General features: G+C 44.9%; 16 protein-coding genes and 2 tRNA genes. 15 read left to right on the top strand and 3 right to left on the bottom strand.

Annotated elements, in window-relative coordinates:
* Positions 1-523: 523 nt before the first annotated feature.
* The 4 genes from K8R76_05025 (at position 524) to K8R76_05040 (ending at position 6,870) form a co-directional block, all read left to right on the top strand.
* Positions 524-1,987: a HAMP domain-containing protein gene (locus K8R76_05025; GenBank protein MCD4847536.1), complete on the top strand. Its 1,464-nt coding sequence runs from the start codon at positions 524-526 to the stop codon at positions 1,985-1,987.
* A gap of 32 nt (positions 1,988-2,019) precedes the next feature.
* Complete coding sequence (locus K8R76_05030; GenBank protein ID MCD4847537.1) at positions 2,020-3,645, top strand: response regulator; 1,626 nt, start codon at positions 2,020-2,022, stop codon at positions 3,643-3,645.
* Positions 3,646-4,026: 381 nt separating this feature from the next.
* Positions 4,027-5,460: an APC family permease gene (locus K8R76_05035; GenBank protein MCD4847538.1), complete on the top strand. Its 1,434-nt coding sequence runs from the start codon at positions 4,027-4,029 to the stop codon at positions 5,458-5,460.
* A gap of 15 nt (positions 5,461-5,475) precedes the next feature.
* Positions 5,476-6,870, top strand: a complete 1,395-nt coding sequence (locus tag K8R76_05040) for a glutamate decarboxylase (GenBank protein MCD4847539.1) — start codon at positions 5,476-5,478, stop codon at positions 6,868-6,870.
* Positions 6,871-6,919: 49 nt separating this feature from the next.
* Here K8R76_05040 and K8R76_05045 read toward each other — a convergent pair whose 3' ends face one another.
* Complete coding sequence (locus tag K8R76_05045; GenBank protein ID MCD4847540.1) at positions 6,920-8,788, bottom strand: amino acid permease; 1,869 nt, start codon at positions 8,786-8,788, stop codon at positions 6,920-6,922.
* 507 nt (positions 8,789-9,295) lie between these two features.
* Between K8R76_05045 and K8R76_05050 the strand changes: the two genes are divergently transcribed.
* Entirely contained in the window at positions 9,296-10,147 is an 852-nt protein-coding gene (locus K8R76_05050; protein MCD4847541.1) for a methyltransferase domain-containing protein, read from the top strand.
* Positions 10,148-10,149: 2 nt separating this feature from the next.
* Here K8R76_05050 and K8R76_05055 read toward each other — a convergent pair whose 3' ends face one another.
* Both K8R76_05055 and K8R76_05060 read right to left on the bottom strand, forming a co-directional pair.
* A complete protein-coding gene (locus K8R76_05055; GenBank protein ID MCD4847542.1) occupies positions 10,150-11,835 on the bottom strand; it encodes an FG-GAP-like repeat-containing protein in 1,686 nt (561 codons plus the stop codon).
* 61 nt (positions 11,836-11,896) lie between these two features.
* The gene (locus K8R76_05060) at positions 11,897-13,099 is read right to left on the bottom strand and encodes a pyridoxal phosphate-dependent aminotransferase (protein ID MCD4847543.1); all 1,203 of its coding nucleotides are present in this window, start codon (positions 13,097-13,099) and stop codon (positions 11,897-11,899) included.
* A 124-nt stretch (positions 13,100-13,223) separates the two neighbouring features.
* Here K8R76_05060 and K8R76_05065 point away from each other — a divergent pair, with 124 nt between their 5' ends.
* The 10 genes from K8R76_05065 to K8R76_05110 all read left to right on the top strand — a co-directional run bounded on the left by K8R76_05065 (position 13,224) and on the right by K8R76_05110 (position 19,677).
* A complete protein-coding gene (locus K8R76_05065) occupies positions 13,224-14,021 on the top strand; it encodes a carbon-nitrogen family hydrolase (GenBank protein MCD4847544.1) in 798 nt (265 codons plus the stop codon).
* Complete coding sequence (locus K8R76_05070; GenBank protein MCD4847545.1) at positions 14,018-14,806, top strand: AI-2E family transporter; 789 nt, start codon at positions 14,018-14,020, stop codon at positions 14,804-14,806. Before K8R76_05065 ends, K8R76_05070 begins: the two co-directional genes overlap by 4 nt.
* A complete protein-coding gene (locus K8R76_05075) occupies positions 14,755-15,093 on the top strand; it encodes an AI-2E family transporter (GenBank protein MCD4847546.1) in 339 nt (112 codons plus the stop codon). The genes K8R76_05070 and K8R76_05075 overlap by 52 nt, the downstream gene beginning before the upstream one ends.
* A gap of 16 nt (positions 15,094-15,109) precedes the next feature.
* Entirely contained in the window at positions 15,110-17,488 is a 2,379-nt protein-coding gene (locus K8R76_05080) for a hypothetical protein (GenBank protein MCD4847547.1), read from the top strand.
* Between the two features lie 2 nt (positions 17,489-17,490).
* Positions 17,491-17,856 carry a hypothetical protein gene (locus tag K8R76_05085; protein MCD4847548.1) on the top strand — a complete coding sequence of 122 codons (366 nt, stop codon included), beginning with the start codon at positions 17,491-17,493 and terminating at the stop codon, positions 17,854-17,856.
* Positions 17,853-18,284, top strand: a complete 432-nt coding sequence (locus K8R76_05090) for a DNA-binding protein (GenBank protein MCD4847549.1) — start codon at positions 17,853-17,855, stop codon at positions 18,282-18,284. Before K8R76_05085 ends, K8R76_05090 begins: the two co-directional genes overlap by 4 nt.
* A 47-nt stretch (positions 18,285-18,331) precedes the next feature.
* Positions 18,332-18,408 (top strand) — tRNA-Ala (locus K8R76_05095).
* A gap of 309 nt (positions 18,409-18,717) precedes the next feature.
* Positions 18,718-18,999 (top strand): integration host factor subunit beta, encoded by a 282-nt coding sequence (locus K8R76_05100; protein ID MCD4847550.1) that lies wholly within the window; start codon positions 18,718-18,720, stop codon positions 18,997-18,999.
* 97 nt (positions 19,000-19,096) lie between these two features.
* Entirely contained in the window at positions 19,097-19,582 is a 486-nt protein-coding gene (locus K8R76_05105; GenBank protein MCD4847551.1) for a metallophosphatase family protein, read from the top strand.
* A 19-nt stretch (positions 19,583-19,601) separates the two neighbouring features.
* Positions 19,602-19,677: transfer RNA gene (locus K8R76_05110), tRNA-Arg, on the top strand.
* The last annotated feature ends 2 nt before the right edge of the window (positions 19,678-19,679 follow it).

Here is a 19,679-nt window from a genome sequence, read left to right on the forward strand (position 1 = left end):
AACAGGCGGACGATCATCCGAGCTTCCGGATGGCATCGGAACCGAATGTTGCTCAAACGCACCTGCCAAAGAAACAAGAACCAAAACTGAGAAAATCATTGTAAATCTGAAAACTACGGCTTTCATGTATATTAATTACCTCTCTATAAAAGATTCTTGACATCGTTCGTTCTGTCGAATTCCTTCTACTGTTAATGTAAAAATATCGGAAACAGCTCCTGCTGTCAAAACAATGAATTACTGATGAAGATGCTGATAGGTTTTCCAACACGAATTTATTATGTATCTGTTCGGTAACACTGGATCAAATCAAACCGGGATTTTACTATCGAGGCAGAAAATCCTTCAGATGTCGTTTGTTTCACGAATTGACTTAATCAGTTCATCTGTTTTATTATCATTATAAAGAGAAATATGTGCAGATTAAGGAAAATACTGAATGATTCTCTATGTCAGTGTTGCCGAAGGTAATATATCTGGTTTTATTCCAGTTTCACCGGACAGATGAAGATGAGGTTCTATCGTGAGAATACGTACAAAGGTTCTTCTCAGTGCTTTCACTCTGATTCTGATTACCGGTTTGTCAGTAATTCTTGTTGTAAGAAACATTTCGAAGAGTGCACTCGAAGAGCAGACATTCGACCATCTGGTTACTATTGCCGAGGCAAGAACACTGCAGATCAAATCGATACTGAATGAATACAGGCAGATTACAAGGATGGTTTCAACAGGAAATGTCTTCATCGATATCGCTTCAGAAAAAGATCCGGGCAATGAAGTAATCGAATCAGTGAACAGACGGATCAGCGCAATGATTTCGTCCCACGGAAGCATCTCGCGGGTCAGGGTGCTTGACATGAACGGATGTGTGGTAGCCTCCAGCCACTCGGATATAGGAGAAGATCTCAGTACGGAACCGGTGTTCATTAATGTTTTTGAAGGCGCAGTATACATCGGAGAACTGCATTATTCGAGGTTTACCGGCAAACCTGTGTTCAGTGTATCGGCACCTGTGATTGTCGGAAATGAATTCAGGGGTGCTGTTGTAATAAATTTCGATGCGGATGCTGATATTTTCCCCGCTGTATCCAACAGAACCGGACTCGGACATACGGGTGAGTCATATATAGTAAACAGCAGCGGGTTGTTACTGACTCCTTCGTTATACATCGAAGATGCAGTTCTGAAAGTGGAAGTTGATCTTGAAACTGCCGGTGGAATCGGGGGTGTTCAGCAATTCAGCCATGAGGAGCATAAGCCAGTCGCGGTTTTTACGACAAACTACATCGGTTCTGAAGTTCTGAGTACTCACAGTCATATCACCGATCTGAACTGCAACCTTATTATAGAGATCAACGTCGACGAAGTATTTATTCCTTTAGATGAACTCACACGGAGTATGCTCCTCGTTCTGGCTGGAGTTCTCATCATCGGGATACTGTTCTCGACAATAGTCTCGTACAGTCTGTCAAAACCTATCGAGAAACTTCATGAAGGCGTTCAGGAGATCATGAAGGGAAATCTGGACTACAGGATTGAAACGGGAGCAAAAGACGAAACAGGGGATCTTTCAAGAGATTTCAGAGACATGATCGTCAAGGTTACCAATTCCCGCGAGGAACTCAGACATCAGAATGAAAATCTCGAGAGTATCGTCAGGGAGCGAACTGAGGAACTGTCCGAAGCCAGAGATGCCGCTGAAGAATTAGCTATTGAAGCACACAAAGCCAACGCAGCTAAAAGTGAGTTCCTGGCCAATATGAGCCACGAGATAAGAACGCCTTTGAATGGAGTCATCGGAATGACCGGACTCCTGCTGAGTTCGCAGCTTACTGAAGAACAGCGGGATTTTGCAGATACAATCAGAAACAGCGGAGACGCGCTTCTTTCAGTAATCAACGATATCCTTGACTTCTCTAAAATAGAAGCGGGAATGCTTGAATTCGAAGAGATCGACTTCGATCTGAGATCGATGACTTTGCTCTGAGGGCCCAGCAGAAAGATCTTGAATTCATGTGCATGGTCAATCCTGAAGTGCCGGCTTTTCTGAAGGGTGACCCTGGTAGATTACGCCAGATTCTTACCAATCTTACGGGTAACGCTATCAAATTCACGCGCGATGGAGAAGTATCCATTAAAGTAAATCTCCTTGAGGAAGACGACAGCAATGCTAAACTCCGATTCTCAGTTTCCGATACCGGCATAGGCATAGCCGAAGAAGTTCAGGGCAGTCTTTTCATGCCATTTACTCAGGCGGATACGTCCACGACAAGAAAATACGGCGGATCCGGCCTGGGACTTACCATTTCCAGACGGCTGGTGGAAAATATGGATGGAGAGATCGGCATAATAAGCGAGAAAGGTAAAGGATCCGAGTTCTGGTTCAAGGTCATCTTACAGAAACAGAAAGAAGGCGGTAAGAAAGCGTACATATCTGAAAGTATTGAGGGTATCAGGATACTCGTTGTTGATGACAACTCAACAAACAGACAGATTCTGTCTCTTCTGCTCGAATCCTGGAGATGCCGGCACGAGGAAGTGGATTGTGGCGATGCAGCCCTTGAGAAACTCCGGCAGGCGGCAAAGGAGAACGATCCTTTCAACATGGTTCTGATAGATATGCAGATGCCGCAAATGGATGGAGAGACTCTCGGCAGGAAGATCCTTGCAGACAAAGAACTGAAGAGTACTCTGCTCATAATGATGACTTCGCTGGGCATGCGCGGTGACGCGAAGAGACTGAAAGAAGCCGGTTTCAAAGCGTATCTGACCAAACCGGTCAAGCAATCACATCTCTATAACTGCCTGATCACTGTCTGGGGAGGAGAAATCTGCAGCACAGGAAGTGAAAAACAGCAGTTAGTCACAAGCCATACGCTTTCAGAGAACAAACATAGAAGTACAAGAGTTCTTGTTGTCGAGGATAATGTGATCAATCAGAAGGTTGCCCTGAAAATTCTGGAAAAACTGGGATATCCTGCTGATGCAGTAGGAGATGGCGCGGAGGCTATCAAATCTCTTGAACAGATTCCCTATGATATCGTTCTGATGGATTGCCAGATGCCCGTAATGGACGGCTACGAGGCAACCGGGATAATTCGCTCTAAGGACTCATTTGTTCTCGATCACAACATCCCCGTAATAGCCATGACCGCGAACGCCATGAAGGAAGACAGAAGGATATGTCTTTCTGCCGGGATGAATGATTTCCTGGTAAAACCCGTGAAACCAGAAGTTCTTGCCAAAGCTCTGGAAAAATGGACAGGAAGTTCAGATTGTCCGGACAGTGTCAGTGAAGGTTTGGATAATAATGGTGCTATCTTTGACAGAAAAGGTCTTCTGGATCGATTAGACGGAGATGTGGAATTCATGAAGGAGATTCTGGATGATTATGTGAAAGATGCGGAATCTCTTCTGAAGCGGATGCTGGAAGCCGATAAAGGGAAGAAGAATGAACTTGCAAAGATTGCTCATACTATGAAGGGTTCCTCCGCCAATGCCGGAGCAACGATTATCTGCAATCGAGTCACCGAGCTTGATGATGCGATCAGGAATGGCCGTCATGCTGAGGTGGGAAGACTTCTCGAATCCATCGAAGAGGGACTTGCGCAATTCAAGACTTTCGTTCAGAAGGATCTAATCTGATCCTATAAGATCGATAGGCTGAATGTGCCGCGTCATTCAAACAGACCGCGATCCTTTACGAAATGGAGGTTCCTCATCGTTAACGTGCAGGTATTTCCGGGGATCCTCGCGAGAAAGCATTAGAATATCCGGATCTTCAAGAGACATATATGATTTTATTCGGAGACATCATTTTAGCCAGGGTTGTTTTTCCTGACTGACGCGGTCCGTCCTCGAATGATGATAGTCGTTCGCGAATATCTTCCTATTTGCTGTCAGGGAAGAGGTATTGACCTGTGAAGCATTACATATATCATTATAAAGATGAATACTTAAGTAAGAGAGTAATGAAAACTTATTTTTCAAACACAATTCCCGATAATCTAAAAGAAAAGGAAAAGAATGATTAAACCAAAAGGAAAACACACCCTGAGTGTTTTCGTTCTGGCGATGATGAATGTTGCTGTTGTCATGAGCCTTCGCGGGCTTCCGATGATGGCGAAAGAAGGTATGTCCATGATCTTCTACCTTCTTTTCGCGTCGCTATTGTTCCTTGTTCCGGTATCTCTGGTATCAGCCGAACTGGCAACTGGATGGCCCAGGAACGGCGGAGTGTATGTCTGGGTGAAAGAAGCCTTTGGTTCAAAACTGGGTTTCACTGCTATATGGCTTCAATGGATTCAGAATGTTATCTGGTATCCGACTGTTCTAGCATTTGCAGCAGGGGCTCTGTCATACCTTTTCATGAATCAATCACTGGCAACAAACAAAATATTCAGTGTTGCCGTAATACTGATAGTCTATTGGGGTGCCACTCTTGTTAACCTTCGAGGCATGAAATCCGCTGGCTGGCTGACTACAGCCGGTGTAATCGGTGGCACTTTACTGCCTGGTGTTTTCATTATCCTGCTTGGCATCATCTGGATATCAGGCGGTAATCCTCTGGCATTCAAATCTGCGGGAGAAGCCGGATCCTTCCTTCCTGATTTTGGCAACCTTAACAGTCTTGCATTTCTAGGGGGTATAGTCCTGCTTTTCGCAGGAATGGAAGTTGGTGCGGTTCATGTAAATGAACTGAAAAAACCTAAGAAGCAATTCCCTGCTGCTATCTTTATGGCGATGTTCATAATAATTGCTATTTTTACACTGGGAGCATTTTCAATTGCATCGGTCCTTCCGGCAGATGAAATAAGTCTTACAGCCGGTATAATGCAGGGACTGAATGATTTTCTTCAGACATTCAACATCCTCTGGCTGCTTCCTGTAATGGGATTTCTTATTGCTTTTGGAGCCATCGGCGGCGTAACCGCGTGGATTGCGGGTCCGAGTAAAGGGCTTCTTGCCACAGCACAGCAGGGTGAGCTTCCTCCATTTCTTCAAAAAGTAAATAAGAACGGAGTACAGGTACACATTCTTATAGTACAGGGACTTATCGTTACTCTGGTGTCACTTGTTTATCTTCTTATGCCCAATGTAAGCAGCGCGTTTTTCCTTCTGACAGCTCTAACCGCCTGTCTTTACCTGTTTATGTATATCCTTCTCTACGCTGCTGCCATCAAACTGCGTTTTTCAGAGCCGGATGTTCCAAGGGATTTCAAGGTTCCGGGAGGAAACATCGGCATGTGCATAATTGCCGGTATCGGCATGCTTGCCGTGCTGTTCGCTTTCATCATCCTGTTCTTTCCACCAAGTAACCTCCAGGTGGGAAGTCCTTTGTTCTATACGCTCTTCATAGTTACAGGGGTGATAGTTTTTGTTTCTCTTCCTATGATCATTAATCATTTCAAGAAACCTGACTGGATGCCCGGCCAGAAAACAGATTCAACAGGCAGATGAGAAGGAGATATTCAAATGCTGCATAAAAAGAAAATAGATAATCTGGAGGAGTTAATCGCTCCGACCTACGGTTCAGAATTCTCGTCAAAAAAACTTCCAAAATACAAAATGCCTGAAGAGGATATGCCGCCCCGGGATGCTTATTGCCTTGTACATGATGAACTCATGCTGGATGGAAACTCCCGACAGAATCTTGCAACATTCTGCACGACTTTTGTAGAGCCCGAAGTCCAGCAGCTTATGACAGATTGCGTTGATAAGAACATGATCGACAAGGATGAGTACCCTCAGACTGCGGAGATTGAAGAAAGATGCGTTCATATTCTCGCGGATCTCTGGAACTCTCCTGAAAAAGCCACAACAATCGGCTGTTCCACAACCGGTTCGAGCGAAGCTGCAATGCTGGGCGGACTGGCACTGAAATGGAACTGGCGCGATAGAATGAAAGCCAAAGGTAAACCAGTAGATAAACCTAACATGGTCTGCGGCCCCGTTCAGATATGCTGGGAGAAGTTTGCCCGCTACTGGGATGTTGAAATTCGACAGATCCCGATGGAAGCCGGCCGCCTGATAATGACACCGGAAGAGGCTGTCAAGCGATGTGACGAGAATACGATATGCGTTATGCCGACTCTCGGTGTAACGTTTACAGGTCAATACGAGCCGGTTAAGGCAGTGAGTGACGCACTTGACAAACTCCAGCAGGATACCGGATTGGATATTCCAATTCATGTTGATGGCGCAAGCGGTGGCTTTATTGCTCCTTTCCTTCAGCCTGAACTGGTATGGGACTTCCGCCTGCCGAGGGTAAAATCAATAAATGCATCCGGGCATAAGTTCGGTCTTGCACCCCTGGGTGTCGGATGGGTGTTATGGCGAACGAAAGAAGATCTTCCCAGAGATCTTATTTTCTTCGTAAATTACCTTGGCGGCAACATGCCTACATTTGCGCTCAACTTCTCCCGTCCCGGAGGAGAAATAATCGCGCAGTACTACAACTTTATCAGGCTTGGAAAAAAAGGCTACCGGGAAATACACCAGGCCTGTCAGGATGTTGCTGTTTACCTTTCGGAAGAGATTGGCAAGATCGGTCCTTTTGAGATCATTTATAACGGCAAGGGCGGCATACTTGCTCTCTGCTGGAAACTCAAAGAAGGTGAAAAGCACAACTTTACCTTGTTTGACCTCGCAGACAAGCTCCGTTCAAGGGGATGGCTCGTTCCCGCGTATTCCATGCCTGCAGACAGACAGGATCTGGTAGTACAGAGAATTCTCGTCCGTCACGGAACAAGTATGGATATTGCGGATCTTCTTCTTAACGATATGAGACGCTGCCTTGATAATTTCAAAAATCATCCTGTCAGCATACCTCTCACCGAAAAGGAGGCTGGCGGCTTCAAGCACACTTAGCCTGTTACACATTTATATTGTTGTGATATAAACAGAAAGGAATCCTTTTTTATTTGGATTCATACTGTTTTTCATTACTTCTTCTTCTGTCAGCCAGGAGGATGAGATTCTTTAAATCGTCTTTACTGCCCGCTTCTAACCAATTCTTATCAAATCCGGGGTTTTGTACAATCTGAGCGATAGCTGCAAGAATTTTCAAGTGCAGGATTCGTTCGCCGGATGAACCTATTAGAACAAAAAGAATATGAACTACTTTATCATCAGGGAAAATAATTCCTGCTTTTGATCTTACCAGAAGAGCTTTAACATCATCTATACCCTTTACGCAAATATGGGGGATTGCCATTCCTTTCCGCAGTACAGTGCTGGATTCAATCTCCCTTTCTACAAATTTTGTATAAATATCCTTGGGATCCAGGTGCAGCTCTTCAGCCAGGAGATTTGAAATATATTCAAAGAATTCATCCATTTCTTCGACCTTTTCGATATCCAGAACCGTAGATTCCTCAATGAGTTCATGGAATCTATCTTTCGTTAGGTCATCTCTCTTAATGACTATATCCCGAAGTTCAGTAAGAAGATTATCTGAAGTAAGCTCTTTATCCCTGGAAACAAGTCTCTCCAGAACATAGATCAGGGCAGAATCCTGAGTGGTTCTTTTCTTTGCATAGAACCTGTACCATAAGAATCCTGCTAAAAGAAATACCATAGTCAGGAAAACGACGAATGTGCCCATTTCAATTAATAGAAAAAGTCCTCCTGATATCCCCAAAACCTGCATATATGGATAAAGAGGAGAATGGAATTTAGGCTTAAAACTAAGAATTTTACTCTCTCTGAATAAAATCAGGGTTAAATTTGCGAAAACATAGAGCAAGATCAGGATGCTTGAGGCAACTTTTACAAGTAATTCCAGTCTTAAGAACACAATGACCGTAACCATAAACAAACCGGTGAAGAGAATAGAAACGAAAGGAGTCTGAAACTTCAGACTTAATCTCTGAAATCCAGAAGGTAAAAGTTTATCTCTGCTCATTCCTAATGGATATCGAGAAGCAGTCATGATACCCGAATTGGCTGTAGAAATAAATGCTAAAAATGCACCTATGCTTATCACTAATTTCAAGGTATTTCCACCAAACACTTCTGCTCCGTCTGATATCGGAGTAAGGCTGCCTCCAAGAATTTCAGGATTTGAAACACCTATAGTTACAAAAATAACCAGAGCATAGAAAATGGAGGTGACAATAAGGGACAGGAACATGCCTAATGGAAGATTTTTCCCAGGGTTCTTTGTCTCCTCAGCTAAGGCAGCAACCTTAGTCAACCCTCCGTAAGAAATAAAAACAAAGCTCGCGGTAGCGAATACAGGTCCTATTCCCCTGGAAAAGAGTGGTGTGAAGTGCTGAAGATCAACTGCTCTGGAACCCCAGAGAACATAGATCAGAAGTATTCCAAGCAACCCTATGACTAAGAATACCTGAAACCTTCCTGCTTCCTTTACGCCCAGTAAGTTCAAACCAACAAAAAAAACGCAGCAGATAAGAGCAATAATCTCTATAGGAATAGGGGTTATGATGCTTATATAGGCACCCATTCCTATTAGCGCAAATGCTCCCTTTAAACTTAAAGAAAACCAGGTTGAAAATCCGGCAACTGTTCCTAAAAGAGGCCCAAACCCTCTCATGATATAGAAATAGTCTCCGCCGGCTTTTGGCATTGCGGTTGTTAATTCTGCCATGCTTAACAGTGTAGGAATACAAAATATCCCTGCAATCAGGTAAGAGATGATAACTGCCGGACCCGCTTGAGCAAAAGCTAATCCAGGAAGAATGAAAAGCCCCGAGCTGATCATAGCTCCCGTTGCAACACAGAATATATTCAGGACAGTGAGTTTTTTCTTCAGCTCATGTTCCATCAAAATGGCTCCATCCGTCTGCAATTGATCCGGCGGTTCAGATCTGTATTAATACTGCTGTTCATCTATTGTTTCTGATTGAAGCTGTATTAACCAGGCATTTCCAACAATTCGACTGATATCCTGTCCAAACTGACAATACCGGAGGCAGTCCTGTCGTGTCAAATTAATCATGGGTCGGTGAACTCGCGGTGCATTCTTCCTTTACGGTAACATGCCTGTCTTTGCGATCAACTTCTAGTCCGTATATTTCACCAGGTTGCGTAACGAAATTGTGTAGAAGCGCTCGCAGACAAGGCATGCGAATGAGATCAACGAAGATGTATTATATATACTTCAAGGAAGGTCGATTGAGCATAACGTAGTATGCAAGTGTCTTATGCGCAGTTGCAGTAGTAACTCTGGTGAGATATGCGGACTAAACCTGAACAAGGGCAAAGCAATGCAGCTGACTCTTTAACTCGCAGCTGATTGCAACTGTTTGCCGGAGAAGTATGGGTATTCAATATGAACCATAAGCAAGTCGGACATCTCTGGAATGGAAATGCGGAAGCCTGGACCAAATTGGCACGCGCCGGGTACGATGTGTATCGTGATTACCTGAACACTCCCGCCTTCTTTGAGATGCTTCCGAATATTCGCGGGATCTCAGGTATCGACATCGGGTGCGGTGAAGGACATAACACAAGGTTGCTGGCCAGGCAGGGTGCCAGGATTACTGCCATCGACATTTCAGAAGTATTCATCAAACAAGCCAGTGATGTAGAGGAAAATGAACCTTTGGGTATCAACTACCAGCTCGCTTCAGCTGTAGAACTGCCGTTTCCGGATGCCACCTTTGATTTTGCAACTGGATTTATGAGTTTCATGGATATTCCTGAAACGGAAAATGTTCTGTTGGAAGCGTACAGGGTATTGAAGCCTGGTGGTTTTCTGCAGTTCTCAATTTGCCATCCATGTTTCGATACACCGCACCGCCGGAATCTGCGAGATGATAAGGGACACACCTATGCTATCGAAGTGGGCGAATATTTCAGAAACCTGAACGGGGAAGTCTCGGAGTGGCTTTTTGGTGCTGCTCCCAGGGAAGCCAAGGTTGATTTACCCAAGTTCAAGGTCCCACGATTCAACATGACGCTCAGTCAATGGTTCAATCTCCTGATTGGAATAGGCTTCAGGTTAGAGTGCATAAGGGAACCCAGACCTGACGACGAGGTTGTGCGCTCGTGCCCTGATTTACAGGATGCTCAGGTGGTTGCCTATTTCCTGCACATCCGCGTCAGGAAACCTTTAGAAGAAGAGAACGGCAAACAACAGGCTGCACTGGAATATAGCAGCGTGTTATATGATGAGCCCTGACATTAATCGATAAGTATCATCTCAAGCGTACTGACAGATGAGCCACTCTCAAGCCTGCAGAAATAGATGCCTGGCGTAGCCATGGAACCAGAGCCGTTCATGCCATCCCATATAACACTGTGTTCACCGGATGTACTGTATTCCCCATCAATAAGTGTTCGAACAAGTCTGCCTGAAACGTCGTATATATCCAGATGCACTACAGCGTTACAGGAAAGCATGTAACTGATGACAGAAGTATTGATGATAGGATTCGGAGAACATGAGAACCCGAAAAGCGTACTCCCGATGGTAACTTCCGTATCACCTTCAATACCTACAGTACCCCAGTAGTAGTAGCCGGAATTGTACAGATCGTGCCTGAAAGAACTCCAGTGGATGTTGTCCGGATTGAAAGTCCCGGTAAGATCCCAGGCATAGAGCGAATCGTTATGTGATCCGACAATAACTTCAATGTCACCGTCAAGATCAAGATCCGCGACCACAGGAGAACTTCTTGTCATGCCGGTGTAAGCGGGATAACCGGTATGAAGAGTTCCATCGTCATCCCATACAAACAGGCCGGTGTAAGCGCTGGCGATAATCTCAATGCTGCCGTCCCCATCCATATCGGCAAGAGCAGGTGTTCCCTGTGCGAACGCTCCGGAAGTACCTGTCGACTGAGGCCATCCGGCAACATTTGAACCATCGTGATGCCAGGCGTAGACTTTGTGATATGCGGAACCACAGACTATTTCCAGGTCGCCGTCACCATCTATATCACCGATCGAAGGTGATGATCTTTCCGTACTGCCGCCACCCATGTTCTGCGGCCATCCCGCAAGGAAAGTACCGTCATGGTGGAGACCGTAAACCTTTTCACTGCTTGTGGCAATGAAGATCTCAAGATCACCGTCATCATCTACGTCTGCAAGAGTTGGCGAAGATTCAATAAGACCGCTGAGTGCAACAGGGAATCCGGGAACGATTGTACCGTCATCATCCCAGGCGTAGATATTATGAGTATCCCTGCCTGCAGCGATGATCTCAAGTCCCCCATCGTTATCGATATCACCTATTGCCGGAGATGACAGAACACCGTAAGAGTCGACATCGTACACGGGCCAGCCGTCGTAGCGGGTTCCATCATGATGGAACACATAGACTCTGGCGTAAATGTAACCGTAGTTTCCATTGAGATCCTTGAAAGTACCTACGACTATTTCCAGGTCACCATCATTGTCCAGATCGGCAAGAGCCGGGGAACTTGAAGCACCGTCATCATCATCAAGATCCTGGGGCCAGCCGGTTTCGAGAGTTCCGTCCGCTCTGTAAACGTACAGGTCCGAACGCTGTCCGGTTATCACTATCTCAAGGTCACCATCACCATCAAGGTCAGCAACGGCGGGTGTATGGGTAGCGATACCACCTGTTGAAACGGGAAATCCTGAGACCATACTGCAATCATGATGATAGGCTTTCAAACTTGAGCCTGATGCAATAAGGAGTTCCATATCTCCGTCAGAGTCGATATCAGCTACCTGTGCGGATGTTTCCATAGAACTGCCGCCGGTATATATCGGGAAACCTGACTGTGCTATTGGAGTATCGAGTGCATCGTTCAATGCAATGGAAGCCGCAGCTTCATCCAGACTCCAGCTGAAAGCAATCTGAGACAGAACAAACAACATGAAAACGATCTTAATCATTATATATATCCTTCTAAATCAAAGGTTTATGTAATACTCTCCACACCTGCATTCATGCACTCTAAATGGATTGATACTCTTCCAGTCCCAACTTGAGAATACTGAGAGCATCACGCATCTTATGTTCATCAAGAACGTATGCGATCCTGATTTCATCAAGTCCTTTACCTGGTGTCGCATAAAAACCCGCAGCCGGAGCTACCATGGTAGTCCATCCATCAACGGAGAAATCGCTCAGGAGCCAGGACGCGAATTTGTCTGTATCGTCAACGGGCAATCGAATAGTCGCGTAGAATGCCCCTTCAGGTTTCAGGAAGAAGATGCCGTCGGTATTCTGGAGTTCCTGCAGGAGTAAATCACGTCTGGATTGATACTTGGCTACAATTGCCGTGTAGTAATCATCAGTCAGTGATTCATACATCGCAGCTGCGCCGTATTGAGAGAGAGTAGGCGGGCATAGACGCGCCTGACCGAACTTGATGAAAGTAGACATCATGGATGGGTTTCGGGTGATCAGGTTACCAAGCCTGGCGCCGCAGGAACTGAACCGCTTGGAAATCGAATCCATCACAATTGCTCTATCCGAAATATCCTGAATCTCGAGAATAGAGGAGTGCTTTCTGCCGTCAAAGGCAAAATCACGGTAAACCTCATCCGCAAGCAGAAAAAGGTTATTCTCAATGACTACTTCAGCGAGTGTATTCAGCTCATTGTCAGTAAGGATAGTACCGGTGGGATTATTCGGATTACAGATAAGAATTGCTCTCGTGCGATCGGTTATCCTTGAGATGATTTCATCTTTCGGGGGCAGATGGAATCCGCTCTCAACGCTTGATGTTATCGGTACAAGTTTTATACCTGCAAGAGTGGCAAACCCGTTGTAATTAGTGTAGAAAGGCTCAAAACAGATTATTTCCTCACCAGGATCGCATGTAGCCATCATCGCGAAAATAACCGCTTCTGAGCCACCCGTTGTGATCATAATTTGATCAGGGAGAAGTGAAATGTCTGATCGGGAATAATAATTGCATATGGCTTCTCTGAGTATGGGAAGCCCGATACTCGGTCCGTAAGCCAGAACATTGCTCATGTTCAGTTTAACCGCATCCCAGAATTCAAGAGGCGTTGGAAGATCAGGCTGACCGATATTCAAATGATGGATCTTTATTCCACGGCTCCGGGCTTCATTGGCAAGAGGTGCCAGTTTTCTGATTGGGGATTCCTGTATATTGTTACCTCTGATGCTTATACGAGGATCAGTCATGCAGAGTCTCCTTCCGGTTGAAATGAAGGTGTTTCATCATTAATTTCATAATGTATAATACGATGTAATATACTTATCGTATATCCTGGATGTACAAGTGACTACATGCTGATTCGGAGGGGTTATGATTCTCAGACTTGTCGAACTGGCTATTGAGGGTTCTCCCGCGGAAAACCTGAAGAAATTCTCTGAAGCAGCTGTTGCGCCTCCTGTACCTGATCTTGCTGTACTGCCGGAACTGTTCACGACAGGATATATGCTGGACAGAATACCCGATCTTGCCCTTTCTCCCGAAGATCTTCCTGAATTGCTTCCAGCGAAGATAGCTGCCAGAGAAAAAGTCTGGATTGTCGCGGGATCGCTGCCTGTGAAGAGCCCAAACGGAGTAGTGAACAAAATGGTGGTGTACAATCCTGATGGAAAGATCGCATACACAACGGAAAAAGTTCATCTCTTCAGCGCCATGGGGGAGGATAGAGCCTTTATCCCCGGTAAATGCGGAGGTACGTTCAATCTCTCCGGAAAAACAGCAGGGGGGATTATCTGCTATGACCTGCGGTTTCCTGAACTGACCCGCAGAATGACTCTCGGAGGAGCTTCCATTATTTTTGTACCGGCACAATGGCCGGGAGGGCGGAGAGAGCTCTTTCGATCTCTTCTCAGGGCAAGAGCTGCTGAATCTCAGATCTTCGCTGCAGGATGCAATATTGGCGGAGAGCATCTTGGAGTTATCTTCAAGGGTGGAGGAGGAGTTGCGCACCCCACTGGAAATATGCTGAAAGGCAGTATAATATCAGATGGAATTACGGATTTTGTGATCGACTTGAATGATGTGGATCAGATACGAACCCATATTGACTGCTTATCCGATCTGAGGCCGGAGGAGTACGGATCTATAGAGCTTGCTAAGGAGACTCCATGAAGGATTACAGTTCAGTGTTTTTCAGGGCTGCGATCACTCTTCTTGGAGTAGTAGCAGCAGGTACTATCCTGAAATCGGCATCAAATGTTTTCGTTCCACTGACAGTCGCATTCTTTCTTATGCTGCTTCTGCAGCCTGTCTCAAATCGAACAGCCTCGGTAACGGACGGAATTTTTGCCAGAATCAAGGGAAAATTCGGAAAAGAGCATATCAGCGAAGAGTCTAAACTGGCCGTAATCTTCTCTGTTATTTTTGTTCTTTTTCTCTTCGCAGCACTGTCTTCTGGAGTATATGTTCTCATTAGAGGACAGATATCACTTATCATGAGTAAAAGTAATGAAATCATGGACAATGTTGTTATGCCTATTAAGGACTGGATGATTTCAAGCGGTCTCTTCGGAGACGAAGCAGCTGTCAAAGATCATATCAACGGGCTTGTGGAATCAGCTATGAGTATCGCCCCGAACGCTGCCAAACCGATAATATCCGGAGTATTCACATTCGCCATGATCATGTTTCTTACCACTTTCCTGCTTATTGGCAGAAAAAGACTTGAAGAGAACATGCAAAGCACACTTAAACCGGCAAACTACAAGAATATTCAACATATAGTTGAAAGGATTGAATCGAACACACGCAAATTCATTGTTACTAAGATAATTACGAGTTTGATTACCGGAGTAGGAATAGGGCTCGGTTTACTGCTTTTTCTTGATACTCAGGATGCCCTGATATGGGGATCCATATATTTCGTAACGGATCTCTTATTGCCGGAACAGGTGTGATACTATATACAATGGCAACTTTCGAGCAGGGAAACTTCCTTGCAGCATGGCCCGTGGTTATCATTGTGCTTATCATCAATAACCTCGTTTCGAATATCATAGAACCAAGATTAATGCAGTTCAGACTTCCTCTCGGATCAGTAACGGTTCTTCTTTCAGTTATTGTCTGGGCCTGGCTCTGGGGCGCATGGGGAATGATTCTTGCGGTTCCAATTACGATTATGATTAAGATTATGCTTGAAGATATCATTGGCAGGGGATGGTTATCCGCTCTTATGGAAACCTGATGAGATGAGACATATAATGAAATACACCTTTTTCTTGTTTACCGTTATACTGATTTCGACTGTTTCAGCAGGAGAAATGAATATTACGTGGGAATCTCCAGTTTCACGACCTGTTGTAAAAGAAAGTCCGTTCGGAGAATACTTCTACATCCCTGGCGCAACCAACTGCGGCATTCCCGGCGATCCGTCACTTCCTGTATTTCCTGTCAGTATTCTGCTTCCCGCGGATGCGATTGTGGACTCAGTTACAGTCATTCATTTTGATGAGATTACGCTTCCCAGTTCGTATGACATTAAACCTGTTCAAGCAGGAGTACCCCTTTCAAAACCGGAACTGTTTTCACCAACCTCCAGAAATCCTGAAGCTTACAGAGAAACTCCTGATTATCAGAGAGTAATCCCTGGAGAGCAGGGCGGACTGATGGGGAATAATATTCTTAACATGCGAATATTTCCCGTTTTCTGGGATCCGGTTTCCAGTAGAGCGACCTTTACCAGATCAATAACCATGAGGATTTATTACCACAGCGGTAATATTCATGTTTCTCCAATCAGAAGAGGTATTACAGGATTAAAAGTCATGGAGAATCTGCTGGAAAGGACCGTTCTCAATGCTGACCAGATAGCCCTTTCAAATGTTTTATTAGTTCCTGCAAAGGATCTTCCATGGGGTGAATATCTGATTGTAACAAGAGATTCGCTTGTTTCAGTGTTCGAATCCCTTGCTCAGTACAAGACAATGAATGGCATTCCAGCTTCAATCGTCACAATGGAATACATAGAATTTACGTATACAGGTGTTGATGCTGCTCAGAAACTTAGATTTTTCCTGAGGGATATTTATGACGATTCACCTCCTACATATGTTCTGCTCGGAGGAGATACACCCCTCGTGCCTCACAGGAATTGCTGGGCAACAGCTGAAGGGTACGTTGGTGATCCTGCCGCGGATATCTACTTTCAGGACATGAACGATATCAACGTCGGTACAGATCTCTGGGATGCTAACGGCAACGGCATCTGGGGTGAGATCGATGGTGACATAATGGATTATCATCCAGATTATTTCATTGGAAGAGCATCTGTAGAAAACAGTTCTCAGGCTGATATCTTCGTAAACAAGATCATCACATACGAGAATCCCTCACTGGAGGATTCGCGTGATACTGATCCATGGCAGACTTCGATGGGCTTTACAACCGGAATTCTCTGGAGCAGCCCTTACTGTCCCGGAAGCGCCGGAAAAGAAAAAGTAGACACTTTGTACACTCCTGCAGTCTGGCAGCCTGTTATCAAACTCTACGAGAGCGCAGGTACACAGAGTTACACACTGTCCATGGAGATGCTTAATCAGGGTATGAACCTTGTTAACCATGCGGGACACGGCAGTCAGAGTGGTGTTTCAATAGGCGTTGGAAGCCTGAACAGCAGTGATTTTACCGGACTTACGAACATATCCGATCAGGGCAGGGTATCAATATGGAATACAATGGCCTGTAATTCCGGTGGTTTTGATATGGGGAATTGTCTTGCTGAGGCATGGATAAGATCACCGGGTGGCGGTGGATTCTGCATGATGAATACGAGATATGGATGGGGGGAACCGTCAGAACCCGGGAACCAGTGGAGCGAGCTGGTTGATCAAGAGTTCTTCGCAAACTTCTTTACGGAGGATATGTACCATCTTGGAGTGGCACACGCCATGGCATGGGACGAGTTCATTCCCCTCATTCCGACTGATACGCATTATGACTGGATTGCAAAATCAATAACTCTTTTCGGTGATCCGGAGCTGCCTATGTGGTCAGAGGCTCCAGATGGAGTTCTTCAGGTGGATGGACCAGATACTCTGGGTGTTGGTCCAAACTATGTTACGGTGAATGTTCAGGACAACACCGGTTCTCTGGAAGGCGCAAGAATCTGTTTTATTCAGGGAGAATGGGATGAGCCTGTAATGTATGAGGTGGATTATACTGACGCTTCAGGACAGGTTCAAATAACACTGACAACTACAGATGATACTGATACGGCTGCACTTACAGTATGGAGCAGGAATCATATTCCTCTAACATTAGATATACCCATATCGGGTACGGGAGTAACAGGTTCAGATATTCCAGCACTGATACCATTCCTTTCAATACCGTACCCTAATCCTGTACTTTCCAGTGTGGAATTCGAATGGGCTGCTCCTGAAGGATCAGGGATTCTTACGATTCATGACATTGCAGGTAGAGTAGTGGTTATTCTTGATAATGAACTATATGGATCAGGCACAATTCAATGGAACTGCATAACCTCACAGGGCAATCCTGTTCCTCCGGGGCTGTACTTCGCAAGATTTTGTGCCCCTGGGATAGAACCTATAACAAGACAACTAATTATACTGAAGTGAAAATGAAGAATAAAAAAGCTATCTGGATAATTGTTATTTCAGCGATTGCGATATTACTATTATATGTGGTATTTGAATGCAGCGGTCATAAGAAGATTTCAGAGATATCTTTAAAGAGACAGTGCCATGCGAATATGAATACACTATGCACAGATCAGGCATCTTTCAGGGATGCTGAAGGAGAATGGGCTGGAAGCATTACTGAACTGGATGAATTCGCAGGAAGAATATGGCCTCTTCAATGTCCGGGAACACGTGAGGAATATATCATGGAACAAACAGATGAAGGTTACAGATTGTCCTGCCCATCGGGACATGGATCGATAGAGACTGGACAAAGAAGCTGGACAGAGGCGAGTGACAGGTGAAAGTAATCTACAGAGATAATAACAGGACGGTTATCCGATTCGATAAGGGAGAACAATTTCCGGAAACACTGGCACAATGGTGTAAAGAGCAAGAAGTTAACGCAGCTGCTATAGTTGCTGGAATTGGAATGCTGGAAAACATTGTAATTGGCCGCTATGACGGTACCGAATACATAAAGGAAACAGTCAAGCCATCTTCCGAAATACTATCCCTGCAGGGTAATGTATCCATGAAGGAGGGTGAACCATTCGTTCATCTGCATGTAAGTCTTGCTGATGAGGACATGTCATCCAGAGGTGGTCATCTATTCGACGGCACTGTTTCGATGACGATCGAATTGGTACTTATGGAGATCCCGGATGAATTCATAAGAGTTCCTTCAGGAGGGGCTTTCTGGAGATTGGATACACCTTCAGATAAAGCCTGAGACTATTGACTTTCAGACTCATTTTCATAATGTACCCGTACTTCAGAGGGGCTGTAGCTCAGTTGGTATGAGCACCTGACTGGCAGTCAGGGGGTCACGGGTTCGACTCCCGTCAGCTCCACCAGAAAAAGCGGGGAGTTTTGCTCTCCGCTTTCTCTAAGCCCCGAAATTGCTCTCTTCAGCCGCATCAATCAATACCTGAAATGCCTTATATACTTCATGTCTTCAATCTACATAAGAAACGCTAGTAAAACGCGAAATAGCGTTTTCCAATGTTATTAAACACTGAATTTCTAATTGTTTTTTCAGGGCTTGCCGAACTCATTGTTATTGTCTATCTTATCGGTTCGCGCTGGATAGAAGGTAATTAATGCTTTAACGGTGCCGGAATAATAAACACCGGCTAAACACAAACCAGTTCTGGAGGAAGAAAATGACGAAAGCTGATATCGTTTCGAAGATTGCAGCAAGCAATGATATCAAACTCAACAAGAAAGATGTTGCAGCAGTTGTAGACGGATTTCTTGAGGAAATAAGAGAAGCTCTTTACAATAACAAGCATGTAGAGATCAGACGTTTTGGTACATTCAAGGTTGTCGAACGCAAGAGACGCATTGCCAGGAATCCTCATACTGGTGCTGCCGTTACAGTTCCTCAGCGTAGAGTTCCCGTATTCAAACCCTCCAGACTTGTGAAGAACAAGGTCGCGGAGTAAGATGCCGAGCGGGAAGAAAAGAAAACGTAAAAAGATAGCAACACATAAAAAGAAGAAAAGACGACGCGCAAACAGGCACAAGAAGAAAAAAGTATAATTGAAAATCGCTGTTCTTTCAGATACTCATATACCCACCAGGCTGGGTGCTTTACCTGGCCGGGTATATGAGATCTGTGCTGAATGCGACCTGATTCTCCACTCAGGGGATATGGTTGATATAAGTGTAATTCATGATCTCCAACGATTTGCATCAGTAAAAGCCGTTCACGGTAACATGGATCCTTACGAATTGAGAAACATGTATCCAGAAAGCCTTCAGCTTGAAATTGAGGGATATAAGATCTGCATGACACATGGTGCCGGTTCACGCTTCCGTATTGAGAACAGGATACTGGATAAATTCATTTCGGAGAAACCTGATATAATCATCTTCGGACATTCACATGTCTATCACAACGATATTAAGAACGGAGTTCTCCGCCTGAATCCCGGAGCTGTATGTGAGAGCATGAAGAGAAGATCCATAGCTTTACTTAAACTTGAGAATGGCAAAGAACCGGAAGTTGAAAGAATTTCCGTTTAAGCATTGAATAAATCAAAATGCCCCCGTAGCTCAGCTGGATAGAGCGTCGGCCTCCGGAGCCGGAAGCATGGGTTCGAATCCCGTCGGGGGTACCAAA

The organism is Candidatus Aegiribacteria sp. (assembly GCA_021108435.1).
In the GTDB taxonomy this organism is placed as follows: Bacteria; Fermentibacterota; Fermentibacteria; order Fermentibacterales; family JCC-6; genus Aegiribacteria.